The organism is Actinomycetospora callitridis (assembly GCF_028737265.1).
Lineage (GTDB): Bacteria > Actinomycetota > Actinomycetes > Mycobacteriales > Pseudonocardiaceae > Actinomycetospora > Actinomycetospora callitridis.
Genome location: NZ_JAQZAK010000005.1, coordinates 67,223 through 89,182, shown reverse-complemented (window position 1 = coordinate 89,182; position 21,960 = coordinate 67,223). Strand labels below are relative to the sequence as shown.

At 75.6% G+C, this 21,960-nt stretch carries 23 protein-coding genes; 9 read left to right on the top strand and 14 right to left on the bottom strand.

Annotation, left to right across the window (positions count from 1 at the left end):
- The first annotated feature begins 29 nt into the window (after nucleotides 1-29).
- Nucleotides 30-518 (top strand): Lrp/AsnC family transcriptional regulator, encoded by a 489-nt coding sequence (locus PH191_RS17730; protein WP_274195948.1) that lies wholly within the window; start codon nucleotides 30-32, stop codon nucleotides 516-518.
- On the opposite strand, the gene PH191_RS17725 is transcribed toward PH191_RS17730, so the two are convergent.
- The 4 genes from PH191_RS17725 to pcaH all read right to left on the bottom strand — a co-directional run bounded on the left by PH191_RS17725 (nucleotide 515) and on the right by pcaH (nucleotide 4,473).
- Nucleotides 515-1,888: a glycosyltransferase gene (locus tag PH191_RS17725; protein ID WP_274195947.1), complete on the bottom strand. Its 1,374-nt coding sequence runs from the start codon at nucleotides 1,886-1,888 to the stop codon at nucleotides 515-517. The genes PH191_RS17730 and PH191_RS17725 overlap by 4 nt on opposite strands.
- Before the next feature lie 64 nt (nucleotides 1,889-1,952).
- A complete protein-coding gene (locus tag PH191_RS17720; protein ID WP_274195946.1) occupies nucleotides 1,953-3,146 on the bottom strand; it encodes a 4-hydroxybenzoate 3-monooxygenase in 1,194 nt (397 codons plus the stop codon).
- Nucleotides 3,143-3,751: a protocatechuate 3,4-dioxygenase subunit alpha gene (pcaG, locus tag PH191_RS17715; RefSeq protein WP_274195945.1), complete on the bottom strand. Its 609-nt coding sequence runs from the start codon at nucleotides 3,749-3,751 to the stop codon at nucleotides 3,143-3,145. Before pcaG ends, PH191_RS17720 begins: the two co-directional genes overlap by 4 nt.
- The gene (gene pcaH / locus PH191_RS17710) at nucleotides 3,751-4,473 is read right to left on the bottom strand and encodes a protocatechuate 3,4-dioxygenase subunit beta (RefSeq protein ID WP_420791828.1); all 723 of its coding nucleotides are present in this window, start codon (nucleotides 4,471-4,473) and stop codon (nucleotides 3,751-3,753) included. The genes pcaG and pcaH overlap by 1 nt, the downstream gene beginning before the upstream one ends.
- A 103-nt stretch (nucleotides 4,474-4,576) precedes the next feature.
- On the opposite strand from pcaH, the gene PH191_RS17705 reads away from it, so the two are divergent.
- The 3 genes from PH191_RS17705 (at nucleotide 4,577) to PH191_RS29965 (ending at nucleotide 6,918) form a co-directional block, all read left to right on the top strand.
- Nucleotides 4,577-5,419, top strand: a complete 843-nt coding sequence (locus PH191_RS17705) for an IclR family transcriptional regulator (protein WP_274195944.1) — start codon at nucleotides 4,577-4,579, stop codon at nucleotides 5,417-5,419.
- Nucleotides 5,420-5,674: 255 nt separating this feature from the next.
- The gene (locus PH191_RS17700) at nucleotides 5,675-6,541 is read left to right on the top strand and encodes an amidohydrolase (RefSeq protein ID WP_337994070.1); all 867 of its coding nucleotides are present in this window, start codon (nucleotides 5,675-5,677) and stop codon (nucleotides 6,539-6,541) included.
- Nucleotides 6,532-6,918, top strand: a complete 387-nt coding sequence (locus PH191_RS29965) for a zinc-binding metallopeptidase family protein (protein ID WP_337994069.1) — start codon at nucleotides 6,532-6,534, stop codon at nucleotides 6,916-6,918. The genes PH191_RS17700 and PH191_RS29965 overlap by 10 nt, the downstream gene beginning before the upstream one ends.
- Nucleotides 6,919-6,946: 28 nt before the next feature.
- Here PH191_RS29965 and PH191_RS17695 read toward each other — a convergent pair whose 3' ends face one another.
- Nucleotides 6,947-7,186, bottom strand: a complete 240-nt coding sequence (locus PH191_RS17695; protein WP_274196180.1) for a DUF6343 family protein — start codon at nucleotides 7,184-7,186, stop codon at nucleotides 6,947-6,949.
- 145 nt (nucleotides 7,187-7,331) lie between these two features.
- Here PH191_RS17695 and PH191_RS17690 point away from each other — a divergent pair, with 145 nt between their 5' ends.
- Together PH191_RS17690 and PH191_RS17685 are read left to right on the top strand one after the other, a co-directional pair.
- The gene (locus tag PH191_RS17690; RefSeq protein ID WP_274195943.1) at nucleotides 7,332-8,213 is read left to right on the top strand and encodes a Rieske (2Fe-2S) protein; all 882 of its coding nucleotides are present in this window, start codon (nucleotides 7,332-7,334) and stop codon (nucleotides 8,211-8,213) included.
- A 199-nt stretch (nucleotides 8,214-8,412) separates the two neighbouring features.
- Nucleotides 8,413-9,381 carry an acyl-CoA desaturase gene (locus tag PH191_RS17685; protein ID WP_274195942.1) on the top strand — a complete coding sequence of 323 codons (969 nt, stop codon included), beginning with the start codon at nucleotides 8,413-8,415 and terminating at the stop codon, nucleotides 9,379-9,381.
- On the opposite strand, the gene PH191_RS17680 is transcribed toward PH191_RS17685, so the two are convergent.
- From PH191_RS17680 to PH191_RS17670, 3 genes are read right to left on the bottom strand one after another with little or no spacing between them, the layout of a single operon-like run.
- Nucleotides 9,378-10,259 (bottom strand): DUF1206 domain-containing protein, encoded by an 882-nt coding sequence (locus PH191_RS17680; protein ID WP_274195941.1) that lies wholly within the window; start codon nucleotides 10,257-10,259, stop codon nucleotides 9,378-9,380. The two genes, PH191_RS17685 and PH191_RS17680, sit on opposite strands and share 4 nt — an antisense overlap.
- Before the next feature lie 32 nt (nucleotides 10,260-10,291).
- Entirely contained in the window at nucleotides 10,292-10,612 is a 321-nt protein-coding gene (locus PH191_RS17675; RefSeq protein ID WP_274195940.1) for a YrhK family protein, read from the bottom strand.
- A gap of 32 nt (nucleotides 10,613-10,644) precedes the next feature.
- Entirely contained in the window at nucleotides 10,645-11,703 is a 1,059-nt protein-coding gene (locus tag PH191_RS17670; protein ID WP_274195939.1) for a hypothetical protein, read from the bottom strand.
- A gap of 142 nt (nucleotides 11,704-11,845) precedes the next feature.
- Here PH191_RS17670 and PH191_RS17665 point away from each other — a divergent pair, with 142 nt between their 5' ends.
- Nucleotides 11,846-12,061 carry a hypothetical protein gene (locus tag PH191_RS17665; RefSeq protein ID WP_274195938.1) on the top strand — a complete coding sequence of 72 codons (216 nt, stop codon included), beginning with the start codon at nucleotides 11,846-11,848 and terminating at the stop codon, nucleotides 12,059-12,061.
- Nucleotides 12,062-12,134: 73 nt separating this feature from the next.
- Here PH191_RS17665 and PH191_RS17660 read toward each other — a convergent pair whose 3' ends face one another.
- The 5 genes from PH191_RS17660 to PH191_RS17640 all read right to left on the bottom strand — a co-directional run bounded on the left by PH191_RS17660 (nucleotide 12,135) and on the right by PH191_RS17640 (nucleotide 18,647).
- Nucleotides 12,135-13,688 carry an FAD-dependent oxidoreductase gene (locus PH191_RS17660; RefSeq protein ID WP_274195937.1) on the bottom strand — a complete coding sequence of 518 codons (1,554 nt, stop codon included), beginning with the start codon at nucleotides 13,686-13,688 and terminating at the stop codon, nucleotides 12,135-12,137.
- Nucleotides 13,689-13,734: 46 nt separating this feature from the next.
- Nucleotides 13,735-14,835: an FUSC family protein gene (locus tag PH191_RS17655; protein ID WP_274195936.1), complete on the bottom strand. Its 1,101-nt coding sequence runs from the start codon at nucleotides 14,833-14,835 to the stop codon at nucleotides 13,735-13,737.
- Nucleotides 14,836-14,839: 4 nt separating this feature from the next.
- Entirely contained in the window at nucleotides 14,840-15,631 is a 792-nt protein-coding gene (locus PH191_RS17650) for a SigB/SigF/SigG family RNA polymerase sigma factor (RefSeq protein WP_274195935.1), read from the bottom strand.
- 155 nt (nucleotides 15,632-15,786) lie between these two features.
- Nucleotides 15,787-16,806 carry an alpha/beta fold hydrolase gene (locus PH191_RS17645; RefSeq protein WP_274195934.1) on the bottom strand — a complete coding sequence of 340 codons (1,020 nt, stop codon included), beginning with the start codon at nucleotides 16,804-16,806 and terminating at the stop codon, nucleotides 15,787-15,789.
- A 149-nt stretch (nucleotides 16,807-16,955) separates the two neighbouring features.
- Complete coding sequence (locus tag PH191_RS17640) at nucleotides 16,956-18,647, bottom strand: CocE/NonD family hydrolase (RefSeq protein ID WP_274195933.1); 1,692 nt, start codon at nucleotides 18,645-18,647, stop codon at nucleotides 16,956-16,958.
- Nucleotides 18,648-18,784: 137 nt separating this feature from the next.
- On the opposite strand from PH191_RS17640, the gene PH191_RS17635 reads away from it, so the two are divergent.
- Together PH191_RS17635 and PH191_RS17630 are read left to right on the top strand one after the other, a co-directional pair.
- On the top strand, nucleotides 18,785-20,476 hold the full coding sequence (locus PH191_RS17635) for a metallophosphoesterase (protein ID WP_274195932.1): 1,692 nt from the start codon (nucleotides 18,785-18,787) through the stop codon (nucleotides 20,474-20,476).
- 82 nt (nucleotides 20,477-20,558) lie between these two features.
- Nucleotides 20,559-21,548 carry a patatin-like phospholipase family protein gene (locus tag PH191_RS17630; protein ID WP_274195931.1) on the top strand — a complete coding sequence of 330 codons (990 nt, stop codon included), beginning with the start codon at nucleotides 20,559-20,561 and terminating at the stop codon, nucleotides 21,546-21,548.
- Here the strand turns inward: PH191_RS17630 and PH191_RS17625 are convergent.
- The gene (locus tag PH191_RS17625) at nucleotides 21,521-21,958 is read right to left on the bottom strand and encodes a glycerol dehydratase reactivase beta/small subunit family protein (RefSeq protein ID WP_274195930.1); all 438 of its coding nucleotides are present in this window, start codon (nucleotides 21,956-21,958) and stop codon (nucleotides 21,521-21,523) included. The two genes, PH191_RS17630 and PH191_RS17625, sit on opposite strands and share 28 nt — an antisense overlap.
- Nucleotides 21,959-21,960: the final 2 nt, after the last annotated feature.

Here is a 21,960-nt window from a genome sequence, read left to right as displayed (position 1 = left end):
TCGCCCGCCCGCAGGCGCATGATGGCGTCATGACCGCGCCACACCGTGCACGATCCGCCCAGCCCGCCCTGGACCGGGTCGACCGCCGCATCCTCGACCACCTCGCCGACCACGGACGGGAGAGCCTCGCCGACCTCGCGGAGGCGGTGTCGATCTCCGCGTCGTCGGCCCAGCGCCGGCTGCGGCGCCTCGAGAGCGAGAAGGTGGTGCGCGGCTACCGCGCGGTCCTCGACCCCGACGCCGTCGACCGGGGGCTGGTCGTGCACCTGACGGCGACGCTCGTCGACCACACCGCCAACACCGTCGGGCGCTTCGAGCGCCACATCGTCGACCTCGCCGGGCTCGTGAGCTGCCACCACGTCACCGGCGACGTCGACTACCTGCTGCGCGTCGACGTCGCCGACGTCGAGGCCCTCGACGTGCTGCTGCGGCGCACGCTCGCCCGCGTCCCGGGGGTCGCACGGTTCACGACGATGGTCGCGACCTCGGGCCTGGTGGACCGGGTCACCCGGATCTAGTCGCCGGTGAGCCGGTCCACCTCGCCGAGCAGGTCCGACACCTGCTTGACGACGCTGAAGCGATCGCGCGCGTAGCGGGCCGCGTCCGGGCCCTTGCCCTGCTTCCAGCCCTCGTCGAGCGCCCGGGTGACCGCGGCGGCGAGGGAGTCGGCGAGCTCCTCGCGGTTGTCGGTCTCGGGCACGAGCGTGCCGACCTCGTCGGTGACGAAGTCCCGCGGCCCGCCGGAATCGGCGCCGATCACCGGGGTCTCGCAGGCCATGCACTCGAGGAACACGAGCCCGAACGGCTCGCGGTACGAGGGGAACACGCCGACGTCGGCGCAGGCGAAGAGCGTCGCGAGCTCCTCCTGCTGGCGCGGCCCGAGGAAGTAGGTCCGCTCCAGGCCGAGCGAGGCCGCGAGGTCGTGCATCTTCACCTGCTCCTCGACCGGCCCCGAGCCCGCGACGAGGGTCAGCACGCGCCGATCGCCGCGCTCGTAGGAGGCCGCCGCGCGCAGCAGGGCGTCCAGGCGCTTCCAGTCGGCGAACTTGCCGACGAACGCGACGACGGCGTCGAACCCGCCCTCGGGCGCGACCGCCTCCGGCGCCCGCTCGGACCCGACCGGCGGCTGCGTCGTGAAGCCGGCGAGCACCCGCTCGCGGTCGGCGTAGAGCTCCGGGGCGGGGAAGAAGGCGTGCTGGTTGTAGCCGTTGTGGGAGAGCACCATCCGCTCGCGCGGGAACTCCGGGAAGACCGCCGAGAACGCCTCGATCTGCTCCGACGAGATCGAGGCGACGACGTCGACGCCGTGCTCCGGGCCCGCGGACCAGTCGAAGATCTTCTCCTGCTGCATGAACGGGAGGAACCGCCACGGGAACTCCGCGGGGTTGTCGCCGCGCTGCTCGTGCACGTACATCTTGAGCTCGGTGCCGTGGGCGAAGTCCAGCAGCGGCATGCGCGGGCGTCCCGCCGCCGTCCGCGCCCGGATCACGTCGCGCATGACCACGGCGTTCATGAACGCGTGGTGGGCGATCGCCAGGCCGAACTCGTCGCCGGTGGTGGCCTCGATCTCGTCGATCCACTCGGTGACGAAGGCCGTCAGGCGCGCCCGGTACGCGTCGACCTCGTCGGGGTCCATCGCGTGCCACCGGTAGCTCGAGACCGGGGAGATCGACTCGCAGATCGGGATGTCGTGCTCGAGCGGGAAGACCCGCACGTCGTCGGTGCGCCAGCGCTGCACCCGGGACGGGAACACCGAGTAGCAGCGCACGCCGGGCAGATCGTTGTACGCGGTGTGGTGGGCCTCGTGGAGGATCCCCGAGCCGGGGGCGAACTCCCCGTCGCGCTGCCAGTTGTTGGTGCCGAGCTGGAAGATCAGCCGGTCGCCCATGCGGTGTTCTCCCCCGGGGTCTGCGCTCGACGAGGCCGCTCGTCGGGCGCAGCCTAGGCGCCGGCTACACCGCACCCAGGGCGAGGCCCCGGTAGTTCTCCGCCAGCGCGCGACGGGCGGACTCCGACGTCGCGATGTGGCGCAGGTGGGCCAGGGCGAGCTGCTCGTCGAAGGGGTCGCCGTCGGGGTCGACGTGCAGCATCGTGGTCATCGTCCAGGAGAAGTGCGCGGCCCTCCAGACGCGGCGCAGCACGGTGTCGGAGTAGGCGTCGATCAGCGTCTCGTCCTTGGTGGCGAACCACTCGGAGAGCGCCTCGGCCAGCACGCGCACGTCGGCGACCGCGAGGTTGAGGCCCTTCGCCCCGGTGGGCGGGACGATGTGCGCGGCGTCGCCGGCGAGGAACAGCCGCCCGTGGCGCATCGGCTCGGTGACCACGCTGCGCATCGGGGTCACCGACTTGTCGGTGATCGGCCCCCGGGCCAGGGTGAACGACCCGTCGTCGAGCGCGAAGCGTGCCGCGAGCTCGTCCCAGATCGCCTCGTCGGCCCAGTCGGCGGCGTCGGTGCCGTTCGGGACCTGGATGTAGGCGCGGGTGACCGACGACGAGCGCATCGAGGCCAGCGCGAACCCGGTGCGCCCGCGGGCGTAGATCAGCTCGTGCGACGAGGGCGCCACGTCGGCGAGGATCCCCAGCCACGAGTACGGGTAGATGCGCTCGAAGCGCCGCACGAGGTGCTCGGGGATCGCGCGGCGCGCCGGCCCGTGGGAGCCGTCGGCGCCGACGACGACGTCGGCGCGCAGCACGTGCTCGGCGCCCTCGTGGCGGTAGCGCACGGTCGGACCGTCGGTCTCGACGTCCTCGACCGCGAGCACCTCGGCGTCGAACAGCAGCGGCTCGTCCTGCTCCAGGCGCAGCGCGATGAGGTCCTTGGTGACCTCGGTCTGCGCCCAGATCATCACGCGCTCGCCGGTGAGCTCCTGCATGTCGACGCGCACGCTGCGCCCGGAGAAGCGCAGCTCGAAGCCGTCGTGCGGCATGCCGAGCTCGTCCATCCGCGCGTCGGCGCCGACCTCGCGCAGGGCCTCGACCGTGCCGTGCTCGAGGATGCCGGCGCGCTGGCGGGTCTCGACGCGCCCGCGCGGCCGGGCCTCGAGCACCACCGAGTCCACCCCGCGCAGCCGCAGCAGGTGCGCCAGCATCAGACCCGCGGGTCCGCCACCGACGATCGCGACCTGCGTGCGGTCCGGGGCGCTCACGCCGGGGTCTCGGTGGTCGCGGCCGGCGGCTGGGCGAGCCCGTGGGCGGAGAGGTCGAGGAACACCGTCTCCCCGGTGCCCTGCATCCGGATGTCGAAGCGGTACCCGGGGCCGGTGACGCCGCCGTCGGGCACGGCCATCAGCGTGGCCCGGCGCTCCTCGTCGAGCTGCGCGAGCAGCGGGTCGGCGGCGTTCGCCTCGACGTGGTTCGGGAAGTAGACGCGGGTGAACAGGTGGTGCAGCAGGCCGCGCGCGAACACCGTCACGGCCATGTGGGGGGCGTCGCGGGAGCCCGACGGTGCCGCCGGCCGCAGGGTGCGCAGCCGGTAGTCGCCGGCCCGGTCGGTGGGGACGCGGGCGAAGCCGGTGAACGAGCGGCCGTCGCGGTGCAGCGCGCCCGGGCGCACCGGCACGCGACCGTCGGGACCGGTCTGCCAGAACTCCAGCAGCGCGTCGGGCACCGCCACGCCGGCGCCGTCGCGCACGGTGCCGTGCAGCGTGATCGCGCCGGGCGTGCCCATGGGGACGACGTCGCCGCCGCCGTCGAAGGGCAGGCCGAACGCGAAGAACGGCCCGACGGTCTGGGAGGGCGTGAGGTCGAGCATCAGGCTCCGTCCACGTCGGGCGGCGTGGCGTGCGCGCCGTCGAGCACGATGTCCCAGCGGTAGCCGAGCGCCCACTCCGGCTGGGTCACGTCGTGGTCGTAGGCGGCGATCAGCCGTTGCTGCGCCTTCTCGTCGGTGACCGACTGGAAGATCGGGTCGAGCCCGAACAGCGGGTCCCCGGGGAAGTACATCTGCGTGACGAGGCGCTGGGTGAACGCCGTGCCGAACAGCGAGAAGTGGATGTGCGCGGGACGCCAGGCGTTGGTGTGGTTGCGCCACGGGTACGCGCCCGGCTTGATCGTCACGAAGCGGTAGCGGCCCTCGTCGTCGGTGAGCGCCCGGCCGCCGCCGGTGAAGTTCGGGTCGAGCGGCGCGGGGTGCTGGTCGCCCTCGTGGCGGTAGCGCCCGGAGGCGTTGGCCTGCCAGACCTCGACGAGCTGGTGGCGCACCGGGCGCCCGTCGCCGTCGAGGACCCGGCCCGTGACGATGATCCGCTCGCCGAGCGGCTCGCCGGCGTGGTGCCGGGTCAGGTCGGAGTCGATCGGGGCCACGTCGGCCGCGCCGAACACCGGCGCGGCCATCTCGGTCAGGCTCGGCGGCGTGACGACGAGGGGTCGCTGCGGGGACCGCAGGGCGGTGCTGCGGTAGGGGCGGTAGGCCCGTTCGGGATGGCCGTCGGGCCGCGTCGGCGCGGCCGCGGCCTCGGCGATCTCGGCGGACACCGCCCGCTGCGTCGCGGGCTCCTGCGTTGCGCTCACGCCGCCAGGGTGCCTGGCGCCGGCGCCGTGCCAGAATCGAGCTTCCGGCCACCGGAAGGAGCGCAGGGTGAGCCCTCAGCGCGACGGTCAGAGCGGACCGTCGGTCACCGGTCGCGTGCTCGGGATCCTGTCCGCGTTCGGCCCCGGGGCGGAGGCCCTGTCCCTGTCGGGCATCGCCCGCGCGGCCGGTCTCCCGCTGTCCACGGCGCACCGGCTGGTCGGCGAGCTCGCCGCCTGGGGCGCCCTCGAGCGCGGCGAGGACGGCCGCTACCGGATCGGCCTGCGACTCTGGGAGGTCGGGGCGCTCGCGCCGCGCAGCCTGGGCCTGCGGGAACGCGCCATGCCCTACCTCGAGGACCTCTACGAGGCGACGCGGCAGAACGTGCAGCTCGCGGTGCGCGACGGCCACGAGGTGGTCTACGTCGAGCGCCTCGCGCACCCGGAGGCCGTGCGCGTGTTCAGCCGCGTCGGCGGGCGCATGCCCCTGCACGCCACCGGGGTCGGCCAGGTGCTGCTCGCGTTCGCCCACGCCTCGGTGCAGGAGGAGGTCCTCGCCGGCCCCCTGAGCGCCCTGACCCCGCGCACGGTCACCGACCCGCACGCGCTGCGCCGGACCCTGGCCGGCGTCCGGCGCGAGGGCGTGGCGGTCTGCGACGGGATGGTCGACCTGCTCTCGCTCTCGGTCGCGGCCCCGATCCGCGGGGAGGACGACCGGGTCGTCGCGGCGATGTCGGTGGTCGTGCCGAGCGCGGGCAGCGACCCGCGGACCATCGTCCCGGCCGTCCGGGCCACCGCCCGCGGGATCTCCCGGGCCCTGGGCTCGCCGTCGGCGCGGCGCCGTCCGTCCGGGGTGGTCACCGCACCTCCGGGTGCCGCCGGCGGCCCCGCGCACGCCGGCCGCGGGACCTGACCACGGCGCGTCCGGACGGATCGAGCGGCCCGGCGCTCCGGGCGAACGCACCCGAGCGCCTGAGTGCCCCAGCCCGGCCCAGCCGTGTGCCGACCCGGTGCGACGTCGTCTTCCACCGCCCCCGGCGCGCGCCCTACCGTCGGCCACCGGGGGCAGCGTCGTCCACCACGTCGGACGCGTTCACCACGTCGCCACGGCGACGGACACGGCGACGAGCGCCTCGTCGGGGGAGACACGTCGGGGGAAGGACCAGCCGTGGCCGCACACGACGACATCACGATCGATCCCGGGCTCGCCGAGCTGTACAAGGACCTCCACCGGCACCCCGAGCTCGGCTTCCAGGAGCACCGCACCGCCGGGATCGTCGGCGAGCGGCTCGACGGCCTGGGCTTCGCCGTCACCACTGGGGTCGGGCGGACCGGGGTGGTCGCGACCCTGCGCAACGGGCCCGGCCCCACCGCCCTGCTGCGGGCCGACATGGACGCGCTGCCGGTCCGGGAGGAGACCGGGCTGGACTACGCCAGCACGGTCACCGCGACCGACGAGCACGGCAAGACCGTGTCCGTCGACCACGCGTGCGGTCACGACCTGCACACGACCTGCCTGCTCGGCGCGGCCGAGGCCCTCGCCACCGCTCGGGACCGCTGGTCGGGCACCCTCCTGCTGGCCTTCCAACCCGCTGAGGAGCTCGGGGCAGGCGCCCAAGCCATGGTGGACGACGGGCTCTACGAGAGATTCCCGCGCCCCGACGTCGTCCTCGGCCAGCACGTCGCGCCACTGCCGGCGGGCAAGATCGCCGGGCACGCCGGGGCCTCGTACGCCGGCTCCGACTCGCTGCGCGTGCGGCTGGTCGGCAAGGGGGCGCACGGATCGATGCCGGAGGCCTCGGTCGACCCCGTGGTGATGGCCGCCGAGACGGTCCTGCGCCTGCAGACCATCGTCTCCCGGGAGATCCCCAGCACGGCGACGGGCGTGCTGACCGTCGGCTCGATCCACGCCGGGGATGCCGCGAACGTCATCCCCGGGGAGGCCGAGCTGCAGCTGAACATCCGCAGCTACGACACCGGGGTGCGGCAGCGCATCCTCGGGGCGGTCAGCGCATCGTGCGGGGCGTGGCGGTGACCTCGGGCGCGCCCCAGGAGCCGACGATCACCGAGATCGAGCGCTTCCCCGTCGTCGTCAACGACGCGGCCGCCCTCGGCCGGACGCTGGAGGCCTTCGCCGCGTGGCTGGGGCCCGACGCGATCCTCGACCCGGGGGCCGGTGCGGGCAGCGAGGACGTCGGCATCCTCGCGACCGCCGCCGGCGCCCCGCTGTCCTACTGGTTGCTCGGCGGCACCGACCCGGCGCTGTTCACCACCGGTGACATGAGCGACCCCGCCCTGCTCTCCGTGCCCTCCAACCACTCGCCGCACTACGCCCCGGTCATCGAACCGACGCTCACGCTCGGGGTCACGGCGCTGGCGACGGCGGTACGCACCTGGTTGCCCGGGGCGTGACCGCCCGCGGTGCGCCGGGCCACGCCGTCTAGCCGGGCTCGCCGCGCCTCTTGCGGTGCAGCACCCACGCGAGGTCGACGACGCAGACCGCCGCGACGACCCCGAAGGCGGTCGCCGCCCACGGGAGCCAGAGCACGAGGATGAAGATCACGACGCCCGCGAGGGAGGTCAGCAGCCCGAACACGGCGAGCACCGCCCGCAGCGTCAGCGCGCTGTAGGTCGGCGCCGCGCCGCCGAAGCCGGCCGTCGGGTCGTGGTAGTCGGGCAGCCCGCGCTCGTAGTCCTCGCGGGTGCGCCGGGGCTTCCGGTCACCGCCTCGCTCCGTTCGTCGCCCGTGTTCCTGGAGCCTTCGGGTTTGCCCGACCGTGGAGATCGGCGAAACCCGGGCACCACCACCGCCCGGGAGGACCCCCATGCGCCCGTTCGACGACATCGACCGTCTCGCGAACACCCAGGCACTCGACAAGGTCGCCGCCCCGGCGCGCGACCTCGTCCACAAGCTCCTGCGCCGCCAGGACGTCAAGGACGCCCTGCACGGGGTGTGGATGGGGCACCCGCTGCACCCGGTGCTCGCGCAGCTCTCGCTCGGCAGCTTCGTCTCGGCGGGCGTCCTCGACGTCGCGCCGCGCACCCGCAGGCCGGCGACCGTCCTCATCGCGCTCGGGCTGGTCTCCGCGGTGCCGACCGCGGCGGCCGGCTGGGCGGACTACGCCGACGGGCACGAGGAGCAGCAGCGCGTCGGGGTCGTGCACGCCGCCGCCAATATCGTGATGCTCACGGGCTACGCCGCCTCCCTGGCCGCGCGGGCCCGGGGACGCGGATTCCGGGGCGCGGTGCTCGGCTGGGCCGCGCTGGCCGTCGGCTCGGCCGGTGCCACCCTCGGTGGACACATGGCCTACCACCAGGCGATGGGCGCCAACCACGCCGAGGGCTACCCGCACATCGCGCCGGGCGACTGGACCGACGTCGGCACGGTCGACGAGCTGCCCGAGGGCGAGCCGACGCGGCGGATCGTCGGTGACGTCGGCGTGCTCGTCGTGCGTCGCGGCGAGCGGATCCACGCCCTCGCCGACCGCTGCGCCCACGCCTCGGCCCCGCTGCACGAAGGCCGGATCACGAACGGCGACGGGCCCGAGTGCGTCGTCTGCCCCTGGCACGGCAGCGTCTTCCGGCTCGACACCGGGTCGGTGGTGCACGGCCCGGCCACCGCGCCGCAGCCGACGTTCCGCACCAGGGTGCGTGACGGCCGTCTCGAGCTCGCGGTCACCGGCTACGGAGGCGTCCCGGCGAGCTGACCGATCGGCTGCACCAGGACGGTGCGTCCGGGTGAGCGTCGAGTGGCCACCGGGCGAAACCCGTCCGGCGGCCGCGCGTCCCCGCACTCCCGCAGCGCGGGGACCGCCGGGCCCGTGTCAGGGTAGAAATCCGGCATCCACCACCTGGTCGACGATCCCGTCGGCCACGACCCGCCGCACCCCCCGGGAGCACCTCCGCATGACGTCCGGTCCGGCCTCGCCCCCCGCCGACCCGCCCGCCACACCGACTCCCGCGTCCCCCCAGGGGGACCTGTCCGACCACGTGCGCCACATCGCGCCGCACGTGATGGTCTACCTGTTCGCCTTCGTGCCCTTCATCGCCCTCATCGCCGCCGTGCCACTGGCCTGGGGCTGGGGGCTGACGTGGATCGACGTCGGGCTGACCGCCCTCTTCTACGTGCTGACCATGCTCGGCGTCACCGTCGGGTTCCACCGGTACTTCACCCACGGCGCGTTCCGCGCCAAGCGCGCCCTGCGGATCGCCCTCGGCGTGGCCGGGAGCATGGCGGTGCAGGGGCCGATCCGGCACTGGGTCGCCGACCACCGCCGGCACCACCTGTTCGCCGACAAGGAGGGCGACCCGCACTCGCCCTGGGCGTTCGGCACCTCGCCGGTGGCGCTCGTGCGCGGCTTCTGGCACGCGCACATGGGCTGGATCTTCGACCGCTCGCTGACCAACCAGCAGCGGTTCACCCCGGACCTCCTCGCCGACCCGGACATGCGCGCGGTCAACCGCTGGTTCACACCGCTCACGGTGATCAGCCTGCTCGCGCCGCCGCTGCTCGGCGGGCTCATCACGTGGTCGTGGTGGGGTGCGCTCACCGCGTTCTTCTGGGCGAGCCTCGTGCGCATCGGCCTCACCCACCACGTGGCGTGGTCCACGAACTCGATCTGCCACCTCGTCGGCGAGCGCCCCTGGCGGGCGCGTGACCGCTCGACGAACGTCTGGCTGCTCTCGATCCCGAGCATGGGCGAGTCGTGGCACAACCTGCACCACGCCGACCCCACCTCCGCGCGCCACGGCGTCGGTCGCGGCCAGATCGACATCTCGGCGCGCCTGATCTGGATCTTCGAGAAGCTCGGCTGGGTCAGCCACGTCAAGTGGCCGACGCCCCGGCGTCTCGACCGGCTGGCCGCGCGCGCCTAGTAGGCGCGGCGGTAGCGGGCGTCGAGGACGCAGTAGAGGCCGAACGCCGCGATCCCGAGCGAGATCAGCACGAGCGGGCTCACGCCCTGCCACCGGCTGACGAGCTCGCGCAGGGCGGCGTCCAGCCCGCCGACCCGCGCGGGGTCGCCGCGCAGCGCCGCGACGGCGAAGAGCACGCCGACGGCGCCGAACGCGGCGGCCCGGGCGACGTTGCCCACCGCGCCGAGCACCACCGCGGCACGCCGCGCCCCGGCCGGTATGTCGTCGACGAGGTCACCCATGAAGGTCCGGGCGACGCCGGTGTAGACCATCGTGCCCGCGATCACCATGACGGTGATCGCGACCGCGGCCACCAGCAGGTTGCCGGCCGGGAGCGCCAGGAGCCACGTCACGAGCTTCTGGGGTCCCGCGCGGCCGCTCTGCTGGTCGCCCAGCACGCTGCGGGCGGCCGCGAGCGCGACGGCGAGCACCGCGACCGCCTTCGACGCCGCGCCGACCCGCTTGCGGAAGCGCTCGCCGCCCGACACCCAGCGGAACCCGGCGACGGTCGCGGCGATCTGCCAGGCCGCGAACGCCACCAGTCCGGCGACGAACACGACCAGCAGCAGCGTCCCGAGCGTGCCCACCGAGGCCACGGCGGCGACCGCGCCCTGCTGGTCGACCTCGGCGGCACGGGCGCCGAACGCGAGCCGCAGGCCCAGCCCGGCGACGAGCAGGTGGACCGCGCCGTACGCGATCAGGCCCGCGCGCCCGAGGAGCTCCACGAGGCGGCTCGGGGCGTCGCCGCCGCCGTGCAGCGTGCGGTCGACCGCCTCCTCGGCCGCGTCCTCGACGGCCTCGCCGGCCTCTCGGGCCGTGTGCTCGGTGGTCACGTCCACCCAGTCACCCGGCTCGCGCCGCGGCGAAACGTTCAGAAGTCGGGGCTGCTCCCGGTCGGGACGCCCTCGGAGCCGGGGATGCGCTGGAGATGCACCCGACGGGCCAGGCGGATCCCCGGGCGGAGCAGCAGCTCGATGCTGCCCACGACGAAGAACCAGGTGCCCGCGTAGGTGGTGGCCTCCGAGAAGAACAGGATGCTGCCGATGAGGAACCACAGCGCGATGAGGATGTCGTTGACGATCGACGCCACCTCGTAGCGCCGGCGGACGATCAGCTCTTCGTGGCCGATCGAGAAGATCAGCGGGGGCCTCTCGATCTCGCCGTCCGCGGGCGGTGGCAGTGGTCTGCTCATGGTGACAGCCTGCCGCGTCGGGGCTCCCGGAGTCAGATCTGTACCCCGAGCGTGCGAGCGTGGCGTTCGGCGGTCTCCGCGTCCTCCCGGGCGCGGTCGGCCTCCCGGCGACGGGCGTCGCGCTCGCGGGCGGCGGCGTCGGCGGCGTCCCAGGCCGTCCGGCGGGTCTCCTCGGCGGCCTCGAGCCGGGCGCGCAGGTCGCTCACGACGGCGTCGGCGTCCTCGGCCCCGCCCGTCGCCGTGTCGGCGTCCTCGGCGGCGCGACGGGCCAGCTCGGCGGCCTCCTCGGCGCGCTCGCGGGTCTCGCGGGCGGCCTGCTCGGCACGCTCGCGCTCCTCGCGCTCGCGGCGGTCCCGCTCCTCCCGCTCCCGCCGCTCCTGCTCGGCGCGCTCCTGGTCCTCCCCATCCCGGTCGACCTGCTCCTCGGGCTCGGGCGCCGTGGCGTCCCCGGTGCGGGGCGCGCGCGGGGGCCGGCGATCGGGACGGCGCTGCGAGGGCCGCGACGGCCGTGCCGTGCGGGCGGAGCGGGCGCCCGAGGCGGGGCCGCCGAGCGCGGCGCTGATCCCGCCGTCGCCGAGGCCCGGCCCGGCCTCCATCCCGCCGGCGAGCTGCCCGCCCGCCAGGGCCCGCGCGGCGGCGGGGTCGGCGAGCGCGGCCCCGATCGTCTTCTCGAGCTCGCGCACGGCCGGGTCCCCGAGACGCACGGCCTCCTCGCGGGCGATGCGCCGGCCGCGCTCGACCAGCGCGTTGATCAGCCCGTGGCGCTGGCGGGAGAGCTGGCGCAGCGCGTCGCCCTCGAGCTTCTCCTGGGCGTCGCGCAGCGACCCGCCGAGCTCCTCGAGGCCCTCGACCTCGTCGGGGTACTCGCGCGCCAGCCGGTTGGCCACCCAGGCCGCCACCGAGGGCTTGCGCAGCCCGCCGATCTCGGTGGCCAGCTCGCGGTCGCCCGCGGCGCGGACCTGCTTGACCAGCGCGTCGCGCACCCCGATGAACTCCTCGCGCCCCACCCCGTAGAGCAGGTCGGCGGCGTCCTCGAGGGAGGTGGGCAGCTCCTCGTCGGTCTCGTCGGTGGTCTCCGCACCCGGGGGCATGGGGCACACGGTGCCGTACCCCGCCGACGGTCGGGAATGCCCCAGGCGAACGGGGACCTGGCCCCACTCCCCCCGCACCCGTTTCTCCGTAGCGTCCGACGCGATCCACGGCCACAGTGGACACCGACCGGGAGGTGCGGACGTGCGTCGCTGGCTGACACGACACCGGTGGGCCGGGGGCGCGGCCGCCGAGGAGACGCCCGCCGACGTCGGCGGTGAGCCCGTGGCGCCCGAGGAACCGGCCGACGTGCCCGTCGACGACGTCCGCCCGCCGGTCCGGCGCCGTCAGGCGCCCGAGACGCACCTGCCCCGCGAGCAGCGCCTGCGCCGCCCGCCACGGCCCGACCGAGGTTCATGATCGACGCGGATTTCCTGGCACCCAGTGAAAGCGTGGACGCAGGGCTTGCACCCGGTGCGGTCACGCCGTGCGGTCAGGGCGAGCGCGGCGTCGCGACGCGGGCGAGGCCGGGCGCGTCGGCCATGGGGGCGGTGACGGGGCCCTCGAGGATGCTGCCGTCGGGGGCGAAGCGGGAGCCGTGCAGCGGGCAGTCCCAGCTCTGCGCGGCGTCGTTCCAGGCCACGATGCCGCCGAGGTGGGGGCACACGGCGCCGAGCTCGTGCTCGACCCCCGCGACGCGGCAGCGGGCGACCTTGCCGCGGGGGGTCGTCTCGATCCGGCCCTCCCCCTCGGCCAGCGGGGTCTCGGACGGCAGGTGCGGGCGGGCCCAGCCGGTGGCCAGGTAGCGCCCCACCTGGCCGTTCGCCCTCGCCAGCGCGGGCAGGGCGGACGCGACCGGTGCGCGGTCGGCCCGCAGCGCCCCGGACCACGGGTTGGCGCGCCCCACGACGTGGTCGCGCAGGGCCAGGCCGGCCGCGGTGCCGCCGGTCATGCCCCACTTCGCGAACCCCGTCGCGACCAGGACCCGTGACTGCCAGGGCATCGGACCCACGAACGGCAGGCCGTCCTCGGGCAGGTAGTCCTGGGCCGACCAGCGGTGGGTGATCTCCCGGACCGGGAAGCGCTGCGTCGCCCAGTCGGCGAGGTCCTGCTCGTGCGACGACGTCGGCGTGCTGGCGCCCACCCGGTGGCCGAAGCCGCCGGTGAGCAGCCGCTCCTCCCCCTCGATCACCGCGGTGCGCAGCGACACCCCCGGCTGGTCGGCCGACAGGTACATCGCCGGGGGCAGCGGGCCGTCGACGCGCACGGCCTGGGCGTAGGAACGGCTGGGCTCGACGCGGGCGAAGTAGAGGCCGCGGTCGAGGATCGGGACGCCGGTGGCGAGGACGACGCGCTCGGCCCGGACCTCGCCGTGCTCGGTGCGCAGCCGCGGCGCGCCGAGGAGCGAGACGCTGCGCACCCGCGTGTGCTCGTACACGTGGTGGCCGCCCTCGTGCAGCTCCTGGGCGAGGTCGGCGAGGTAGGGCATCGGGTCGAACTGCGCCTGGTCCGCGAGCGTCACGGCCTCCGAGACCTCGAACGGCAGGCCGACCTCGGTCCCGAGCTGCGCGGGGAACCCGGCGCGGCGCAGCACCGCGGCCTCGCGCCGGATCGTCTCCGCGGCGGCGGACGAGCGCCCGTCGGTCGCGAAGGTCACGGAGGCGCGGCGCTCGAGGTCGCAGTCCGCGTGCCGGGCGCGGTCGAGCAGCCAGTCGAACCCCGCCCGGTGCGCCGCGAGGTAGGCGTCGACGGTCTCCTGGGAGTGCCGGTGGTCGAGTGTCGCGGCGCGCGTGCCCTGCAGGAGCGAGATCTTGGCGGTGGTGTTGCCGGACGCGACGGCGCCGATCCGGCGGGCCTCCAGCACCGCGACCTGCAGCCCCTCCCGCGCGAGCAGGACCGCCGTCGTCAGGCCCGTGATCCCGGCGCCCACGACCGCGACGTCGACCCGGCGGTCGCCGCGCAGGGCCGGATAGGTGTCGGGCTCCTCGGCGTGCTCCGGGTCGTGCCACGCGGAGATCTCGCGGGCGGGCAGGGGCGTGGTGGCCATGGGACCGAGGTGTCCGGCCGCCCGCGGCGTCAAACGGCGCGCTCGATCACGCCGCCGACGGGACCCGGGACGGGTCGAGCAGCGCCGCCACGTCGACGGCCAGCAGGTGCAGCTGGGCGGCGAGCTGGGCGTCGCGGTCGTCGAGCCCGCCGGCGCGGGTCGCCGCGAGCTCGTCGGCGATCTCGTGGGCCGGGCGGGGTCCGTCCGGGTCGTCGGCGTGCGGGTCGGGTGCGGCGGGGTCCGCGGCGAGGGCGCGCACCGCGGCGGCGAGCTCGTCGACCCCGCGGACCAGGTGGTCCGGGAACCGGGCCCCGTCGGCCAGCGCCTCGGCCGCCGTGCGCGCCAGCAGCACCGAGCTCGCGTGCACGTACTCGATGCCCGCGAGGCGATCGCACAGCTCGGTGACCCTGGCCCGTTCCCGGCGCCCGCGCAGCGTCGTCGTCACCAGGGCACCGGCCGTGTCGCGCGCGTCGAGGAACGCCGCCAGCGGGGCCTGGCTCCCGCGCAGCGACTCGACCGCCGCCTCGGCCCGCGCCGCCGACGGCTCCCGCAGGGCCCCGGCCACCTCCCCGAGGGCCCCGGCGGGGACGCGCAGCGCGTCGCGCGCCGCGTCGGTGAGCAGGCGCAGCGGGCTGGGCGAGGCCAGGACCTGGCTGACCAGCAGCGCGAGCGCCCCGCCGATCAGGGCGCTGAGCAGGCGCGTCCACCCGGTCTGGGGCGACGCGAGGCCGACGACGAGCAGCGACGCGATGCCGGCCTGGAGCAGCGTGAGCGAGTTGATGCTGCCGAGGGACACGACGAGCATCCCGGCCGCCACCGCCACGCCCACCTGCAGCCAGCCGCCGGACAGGACGCGGACGGCGAGCTCCCCGACGCCGACGCCGACGCACACCCCGGCGAGCAGCCGGACGGCGCGGCGACCGCGCACCCCGGGCGCGTCGGTCAGGCAGACGACGGCGGCGATCGGCGCGAAGATCGGCGACGGCTGGCCGAGCAGGTGCTGGGCCAGCACCCACGAGACCGCCGCGGTGAGCGCGGCGAGCGCGATCCGCCAGGCGGCCTCGGCGAGCCGGGTGCCGGCGCGCCCGGGCCACCCCTCGATCACGGTGCGCGCCCGGGCGAGCCGTGTGGACCGGGAGATCGCCACCGGATCAGACGGCGACCAGCTGCTCCGCGGTGGTCTCGCGCTCGATCTGGTCGCGCAGGGCGGCGAGGGTGCGGGAGAGCAGCCGGGAGACGTGCATCTGCGAGATGCACAGCACCGCGGCGATCTCGGCCTGCGTCTTCTCGTGCACGAACCTCAGGGCGAGCATCGTGCGCTCGCGCTCGGGCAGGTCGCGCACCAGGGACCCGACCAGCGACCGGATCTCGACCCGGTCGAGCTCGCCGTCGACGACCCCGAGGATGTCGACGAGGGCCGAGTCGTCACCGGAGCCGAGGGACTCGTCCAGCGACGCCGGCTGGTAGGAGCCGTGCGCCGAGATCGCCTCGGCGACCTCGTCCCGGGTCATGTTGAGGTGCTCGGCGAGCTCGGCGGCCGTCGGGGCCCGTCCGAGGCGCTGCGACATCGACGCGGTCGCCGAGCCCACGGCGACGTAGCGGTCCTTGACGCTGCGCGGCGTGCGCACCGACCAGGCCGAGTCGCGGAAGTGCCGCCGCACCTCGCCCATGATCGTCGGGACGGCGTAGGAGAGGAAGTCCCGCTCGCGGCCCGGGTCGAAGCGCTCGATGGCGTGCAGCAGGCCCAGCGAGGCCACCTGCTCGAGGTCGTCGGTGGGCTCGCCACGCCGGGCGAACCGCCGGGCGATGTTGCGCGCCACCGGCAGGAACCCGTGGACCAACCTCTCGCGCACCCGGTCGCGGCGCGGGTCGTCCTCGGGCAGGTCCGCGTACTCGGCGAGCAGCGGGACGTACTCGTCGTAGTCGGTCGTTCGTCCAGCCATGCGGTCACCCCTGGTGGGGCCCCGACAGGCTGATCGGGAGACCAGTCAGACGGGGCGCTCGTTGTCGGTGAGCTGACCCGGCTGTCTGTCTGAACCGGAGAATGCCTTCGTGAGGTGTCAGTGCCCCGTACGCCCCGAGGTCACACATCGGGCCGTCAGGCGTGACGCAGCCGGTCCACCAGATCGAGCAGTGCGGCGTCGACCACGTCGTGGTGCGTCCAGTTCACCGCGTGCCCCGCGCCGTCGACCAGCACCAGGCGGGCCCGCGGTCCGAGGGCCTCGGCGATGCGCCGGCCGTGGGTCGCCGGGGTGAGACGGTCGTCGGCGGCGGTCACCACCGTCGTCGGCACCGACGCCAGGACGGGCAGCGAGCCGGTCTCGTCGTGGGAGAGCAGCGACGACGAGAAGGCCGAGGTCACCGTCAGCGGCAGGCTCTCGGTGGCCGCCTGCAGCCGGCGCACGTCGTCGTCGGAGGCGTCGGCGGTGAACGCCATGCGGCGCACCAGCCAGCGGCCGAGGGCGGAGTCGCGCCACGGCAGCTGGTCGGCGACCGGCGCGGCCAGCCGGGCCCCCTGGAGCACCGCGGGCAGCACCCCGGCGCGGCGCGCGACCGCGTGCAGGGCGCCGAGCGGCCCGTCGGAGATGAGGTCGCCGGCGGAGGTGGCGACGAGGAAGACCCCGGCGACGCGGGTGCCGAACCACTCCGGGTGCTGGCGGGCCAGCGCGAGCACGCTCATGCCGCCCATCGAGTGCCCGCCGAGCACCACCCGCCCGCACGGGGCGACGGCGTCGACGACGGTGGCGAGGTCGCGCCCCAGCTGGTCGATGGTCGCGTTCGCGGGATCGCCCCACCCGGAGCGTCCGTGGCCGCGCTGGTCCCAGGTCACGACCCGCGCGCGGTGGGTCAGGGCCTCGACCTGGGGCGACCACTCGTCGGAGTCGACGGTGAAGCCGTGGCTGAGCACCACGACCGGGCCGTGGTGGCCGTGGATCTCGACGTGCAGCGGGACGCCGTCGGTGGTGCGCACGTCGTGGACGGGGCGCGGCGGACGGGTGGCGGGGCGCTCGGTCGTGGGGGAGGCGGACGGTTCCGTCCGGGCCGGGGCGATCTCCGTGACCCCTCCCCCGGGGTCGACGGCCACCGCGCCGGCCCGCTCGGAGGGCAGGACGGCCATGTCCCCAGGATCGACAGCGGACCCGGGACCTGCACGCCCGGAGCCGGTGGCGTCGGCCAGCAGCACCCGGGGACCGACGGGCGGTGTGACGCGGTCGGCAGGACCGATCGTGTCTCACCCCGTCGGAGCAGGGCGGTGCCGCCGGTCGACTAGTGGCGGGGCTCGACGGCCAGCGTGACGGCCGTCGGGTGGGCCGCGTCGTGCAGCACCTCGCGGGGCTGGCGCACGAGCGTCGTGGCCTCGCCGAGCGGGTCGCCCGTCCCGGGGTGGCGGGAGAACCGGGGGTGGGCGCCGCCGGAGATCTGCACGCGCAGGCGGTGCCCGGCGGCGAAGCGGTGGCCGGTGTCCCAGAGCTCCACGGCCACCTCGCGGCTGCCGTCGGCGGCGGTCGCCGGGTCGTCGGGGGCGAGGCGGACGAGGCCGTCGGTGATGTTCACCGAGCGGCCGCGGGGGTCGACGTCGCACACCCGCACGAACACGTCGAGGTGCTCGACCTCGGCGCGCAGGAACACCGTCGCCGACACCGGCCCGAGGGCGACGACGTCCTCGGCGAGCGGATCGGAGCTGAACACGGCGACGTCGGTGCGGGCCTCGAGCGCGGTCTGGTCGCGGGGCCCCGACCGCCCGGTGAGGATCGGGCCGCCGACGGCGGGCGTGGGGTCGGTCGGGTCGTAGTCGATGCGCGTGCCGGGCCAGTGCACGGCGCCCGCGGTGCGGTCGGGCGGCGGCTGCACCGACAGCGAGTGGTCGGCGCGCAGGAACCAGGTCCGGTGGACCGCGTCGGGCGGCGGCCAGTCGGCGAGACGCCGGACGCCACCGTCGCCGGAGAGCGTCACCGACACCGGGGCGTCCTCGGTGGTGGCCGCGACGACCCCGCCGCTGCCGTGCGTGCCGTCGAAGACACGCTCGAACGCGGCCAGGGACTCCCGCAGGCCGGCGGCGATGCCGGGTCCGGAGGTGTGCACCCAGGGGCCCAGGACGAGGCGCGGGCGGGCGCCCGCGGCGCGCAGCGCGGCGTGGTCGGCGAGCTGCCAGGGCAGGAAGATGTCCTGGAAGCCGCCGGTCATCGTCACGTCGACGTCGGCGCGGGCCACCTCGGCGACGCCGGCGGTGTAGCCGCGGCGGGCCCAGTACGCCGATCCGGGGTCGGACTCGCGCAGCCAGTCCTGGAAGAAGTCGACCTGGTCGCCGGTGGCGCGCCGGTCGGCCTCGCGCAGCGGCAGCACGTCGAGGGCGTCGACGAGGGTCTTCCGCCCGCGCAGCAGCCGGGTGGACCGCGCGAAGGGCCCGGCCGCCATCGATCGCATCATCGCGCTCCAGGACAGCGCGTTGTCCAGGGAGAACGACCCGCCGGCGTAGGTCTGGTCCCGGAACGACGACGCGGTGACCAGCGTGCCCATCGCGCGCAGCGAGCGTCCGGCGGCGGGCGCGAGGGCCCACTGGGTGAGCCCGAGATAGCTCGGCCCGAGGGTGGCCAGCCGCCCGTCGCACCATGGCTGGTCGAGCACCCAGCGGACGGTCTCGCCGCCGTCGGAGGACTCGTCGAACGGCGACAGGACGCCGTCGGAGTCGGCGGTGCCGCGCACCGACTGCACCACCACCTGCAGGCCGCGCTCGGCGACGAGGCGCCCGAAGACGACGCCGATCCACCCGGCCCGGCCGTAGGGGCTGCGCACGAGCACCACGGGTCCGCGGGAGACGCCCGCGGGGCGGTGGTGGTCGTGGCGCAGGACGGCGCCGTCGGCCATCGGGACCGCGACGTCGCGGTCCACCGTGACCCGGGAGGTGCGGGGCGCGGGCAGGCGCATGGCCCGGCGCAGGACGGCGGTCGCGAGGCTCACCCGGGCAGTCTCGCCGATCACCGTGAGGCCCCGCCCGGCGGCGCCGATCCGCCCGGTTCCTCGCGGAGCGTCAGCGGTTCGCTCCGTGCCCAGACCCCGTGTGGTCCCGCGCGCCGGCGGGGACGACTCTGCCTCCCGTGACCCGGACTCCCCGCGGCCAGGCACCGGACGTCGGTGTCCCCGCCGAGCTGGCCGACCGCATGACCGTCGCCGAGCAGCACGAGTGGCTCACCTCCTTCCTGCGCCGCCACCCGGTGAGCCGCCGCAGCGCGCTGCGCGGTGGGGCCGGCGTGCTCGCGGCGACGGGTCTGGCCGCGGCGCCCTGGACGCTCGCCGCGTGCGCCACCGCGGCGCAGACGCCGGTCGCCGTCGTCGGCCGCCACCTGGCCTACGGCGCCGACCCGCAGCGCCAGATGGCGTTCGCGGGTGAGCTGACCGCCCCGCCGCCGGGCCCGGTCGTGGTCGACCTGGGACGCGACGGTGCGTTCGGCACGACGCTCCCGGTCGACGTGCGCCGGCTGGTCTCCCGGGTGCCGCAGGGCGACGGCGCCATCCGCGGCAGCGAGCAGTTCTTCGTGCACGCCCTGGCCGACGGCCTCGCGCCGGGCGAGCGCTACCGCTACCGGTTCCGCCTCCCCGACGGCACCACGACCCCGGAGGCCGACTTCGTCACCGCACCCGGCCCGGGCACGACGGCGCCGTGGAGCTTCACCGCGTTCGCCGACCAGGGCGTCGACACCCTGCCGCCGAGCGGGGCGGAGGGGTTCACCAACGACTACGCGTCGGACGACACCCGGCGGACGTTGACGCCGTCGACCTCGATGGTCGACCGCATCGCGCGGCAGCGCCCGGCGTTCCACCTGCTCGCGGGCGACATCTGCTACGCCGACCCCTCGGGTGAAGGGCTCCCGGAGCGCAGCACGGGCGGCAGCGGTTTCGAGAGCTTCGACCCGACGGTGTGGACGACGTACTTCGGGCTCATCGAGCGCAGCGCCGCGTCCACCCCGTGGATGTTCGCCACCGGCAACCACGACATGGAGGCGCTCTACGACGACAACCGGGCCGGCGGCGCGAGCCACGGCTACGGCGGGCACGCCGCGCGCCTCGACCTGCCCCGCACCGGCCCGTCGGCGTGCCCGTCGGTCTACACGTTCCGCCACGGCACCGTCGGCGTGATCAGCCTGGACGCCAACGACCTCTCGACCGAGATCCCCACCAACGCGGGCTACTCGGGCGGCGCGCAGACGGCGTGGCTGCGCCAGACGCTGACCGCGCTGCGCGCCGACGCGGGCGTCGACTGGATCGTCGTGTTCTTCCACCACTGCGCGTTCGCGACGTCGACGGCGCACGCCTCCGACGCCGGGGTCCGCGCCGCCGTGGCGCCGCTGTGCGACGAGTTCTCGGTCGACCTCGTCCTGCAGGGCCACAACCACCAGTACGAGCGCACGAACCCGATCCGGCGCGGGCGCTCGGTCGTGCAGGCCCCCGACGGCGCCACCGTGCGCCCGGAGACCGACGGCACGACCTACGTGTGCGTCGGCTCCGGCGGGCGGCCCCGCTACAGCTGGCCCGACGGCGTGACCGACCGCCACCGCGGCCACCCGGGGCCCGACAGCGGCGTCACCGTGGCCAGCTACCTGGCGCTCGGCGAGGACGCGCAGCAGCCCGACGAGGTCGACTGGTCGCAGGCGCGCTACCGGGACTACGCCTACGTCACCGTCGACGTCGTCCCGCCGCCGGCCGGCGGCGGGGAGACGACCCTGACCGTCCGCGCCACCACCGACACCGGCACCGAGATCGACCGCGTGACGCTGTCCCGCCGTCCGTGAGTGGAATTCCCGGCTATAGCCGAGAATTTCGCTCACGTAGCCCGTTCGGTGGAGGCGCGGGTGAAGCGGGCATGATGCCGACGTGCGTCCCCATCCGGTCCTCGACGTCCTGGCCGCCCGGAGCGCCGAGGGTTCCTGCCCGAGCAACAGGACCGACGGCCACCACGTCGCGCTCGCCGTCGAGGGCGGCGGCAGCCGGGCCACCTACTCGAGCGGGATGGTGCTCGCGCTCGAGGAGCTCGGCCTCGCGACCTGCTTCGACGCCGTCTACGGCGCCTCGGCGGGCGCGCTGGCCGGCAGCTGGCTCGTGGGCGCTCAGGCCGCGGTCTGCTGCGCCGGCTGGTACCGCCCGGGGCTCATGGAGCGGGTCACCAACCCCGGGCGCGGCCTGCGCGGCAAGCCCGTCGTCGACGTCGAGTACCTCGTGCACACCGTCGGCGAGAAGGTCATCCCGGTCGACTGGCAGGCCGTGCTCGACGCCGACGTCCCGCTGCACCCGGTGGCCACCGACGTCGAGACCGGCGAGGCCGTCGACCTCGCCGACACGATCGTCGACAAGGCCTCCCTCCAGCTCGCCCTGCGCGCGAGCGCGGCGGTGCCACTGCTCGCGGGGCTGCCCGTCGAGATCCGGGGACGCCGCTACGTCGACGCCGCCGTCGCCGAGCCGATCCCGTTCCGCACCGCGCTCGCCCAGGGCGCCACGCACGTGCTCGTCCTGCGCACCCGCCGCGCCGACCAGACCGCCGTCGACGCGACCCGCCTGGAGAAGGCGCTGGTCTCCCGCCTCGGCGCCGTCAACGTGCCGGGACTCGTGCACGTGATGGGGAACCGGCTGGAGAACCGCCGCGCCGACGACTCCCGCCTCGCCCACGCGACGGCGTCGCCCACCGACGAGCCGCCCTACCTGTTCGAGGTCCGCCCGCCGTCGGGCGCGGACACGATCAGCCCGCTCGAGACCGACCCGGACGTCCTGCGCAAGGGCATCGAGACCGGGCAGGACGCCCTGCGCGGCGCCCTCGAGCTCGACGGCGACGGGTGGGACAGTCAGGACGAGGAGCTCTCCTCCGCCTGAGCGGCGGTCCGCAGCGGCAGCCCCGCGACGATCCGCGCCGCGTCGGCCCCCGCCTGCCGCACCCGGCCCGCCGGGGCGTCGCCGGCCAGCCGGAGCACGGGCTCCGCGACCAGGGCGTGCCGCACGACCACCGCCCCGTCGGGCCCGATGCCCACGCCCACCTCGAGCCGCGACTCGCCCGCCGCGTGCCGGGCGAGGGCGTCGCCCCCGCTCCCGACCGGCGCCAGGATCGCCGTGGGGATGCCCTGCTCCTCGGCGCCCGCGCACACCTCGCGCACCACGGCGGGCGGGGCGTCGTCGTGCACCGTGACGAGCACCGCGGGTGGCAGCGCGGGGTCGTCGGCACGGTCGATGCGGCCGTGGCAGCCGGGCCCGCCCAGGACCGACACCCCGGACAGGGGACTGGTCATCC

Excerpts from the sequence above, each read along its gene's own strand:
- PH191_RS17730 (WP_274195948.1), top strand. The coding sequence starts at position 30 with ATGACCGCGCCACACCGTGCACGATCCGCCCAGCCCGCCCTGGACCGG.
- PH191_RS17725 (WP_274195947.1), bottom strand. The coding sequence starts at position 1,888 with ATGGGCGACCGGCTGATCTTCCAGCTCGGCACCAACAACTGGCAGCGC.
- pcaG (WP_274195945.1), bottom strand. The coding sequence starts at position 3,751 with ATGCTCGACCTCACGCCCTCCCAGACCGTCGGGCCGTTCTTCGCGTTC.
- PH191_RS17690 (WP_274195943.1), top strand. The coding sequence starts at position 7,332 with ATGCGCCCGTTCGACGACATCGACCGTCTCGCGAACACCCAGGCACTC.
- PH191_RS17685 (WP_274195942.1), top strand. The coding sequence starts at position 8,413 with ATGACGTCCGGTCCGGCCTCGCCCCCCGCCGACCCGCCCGCCACACCG.
- PH191_RS17675 (WP_274195940.1), bottom strand. The coding sequence starts at position 10,612 with ATGAGCAGACCACTGCCACCGCCCGCGGACGGCGAGATCGAGAGGCCC.
- PH191_RS17670 (WP_274195939.1), bottom strand. The coding sequence starts at position 11,703 with ATGCCCCCGGGTGCGGAGACCACCGACGAGACCGACGAGGAGCTGCCC.
- PH191_RS17660 (WP_274195937.1), bottom strand. The coding sequence starts at position 13,688 with ATGGCCACCACGCCCCTGCCCGCCCGCGAGATCTCCGCGTGGCACGAC.
- PH191_RS17650 (WP_274195935.1), bottom strand. The coding sequence starts at position 15,631 with ATGGCTGGACGAACGACCGACTACGACGAGTACGTCCCGCTGCTCGCC.
- PH191_RS17645 (WP_274195934.1), bottom strand. The coding sequence starts at position 16,806 with ATGGCCGTCCTGCCCTCCGAGCGGGCCGGCGCGGTGGCCGTCGACCCC.
- PH191_RS17625 (WP_274195930.1), bottom strand. The coding sequence starts at position 21,958 with ATGACCAGTCCCCTGTCCGGGGTGTCGGTCCTGGGCGGGCCCGGCTGC.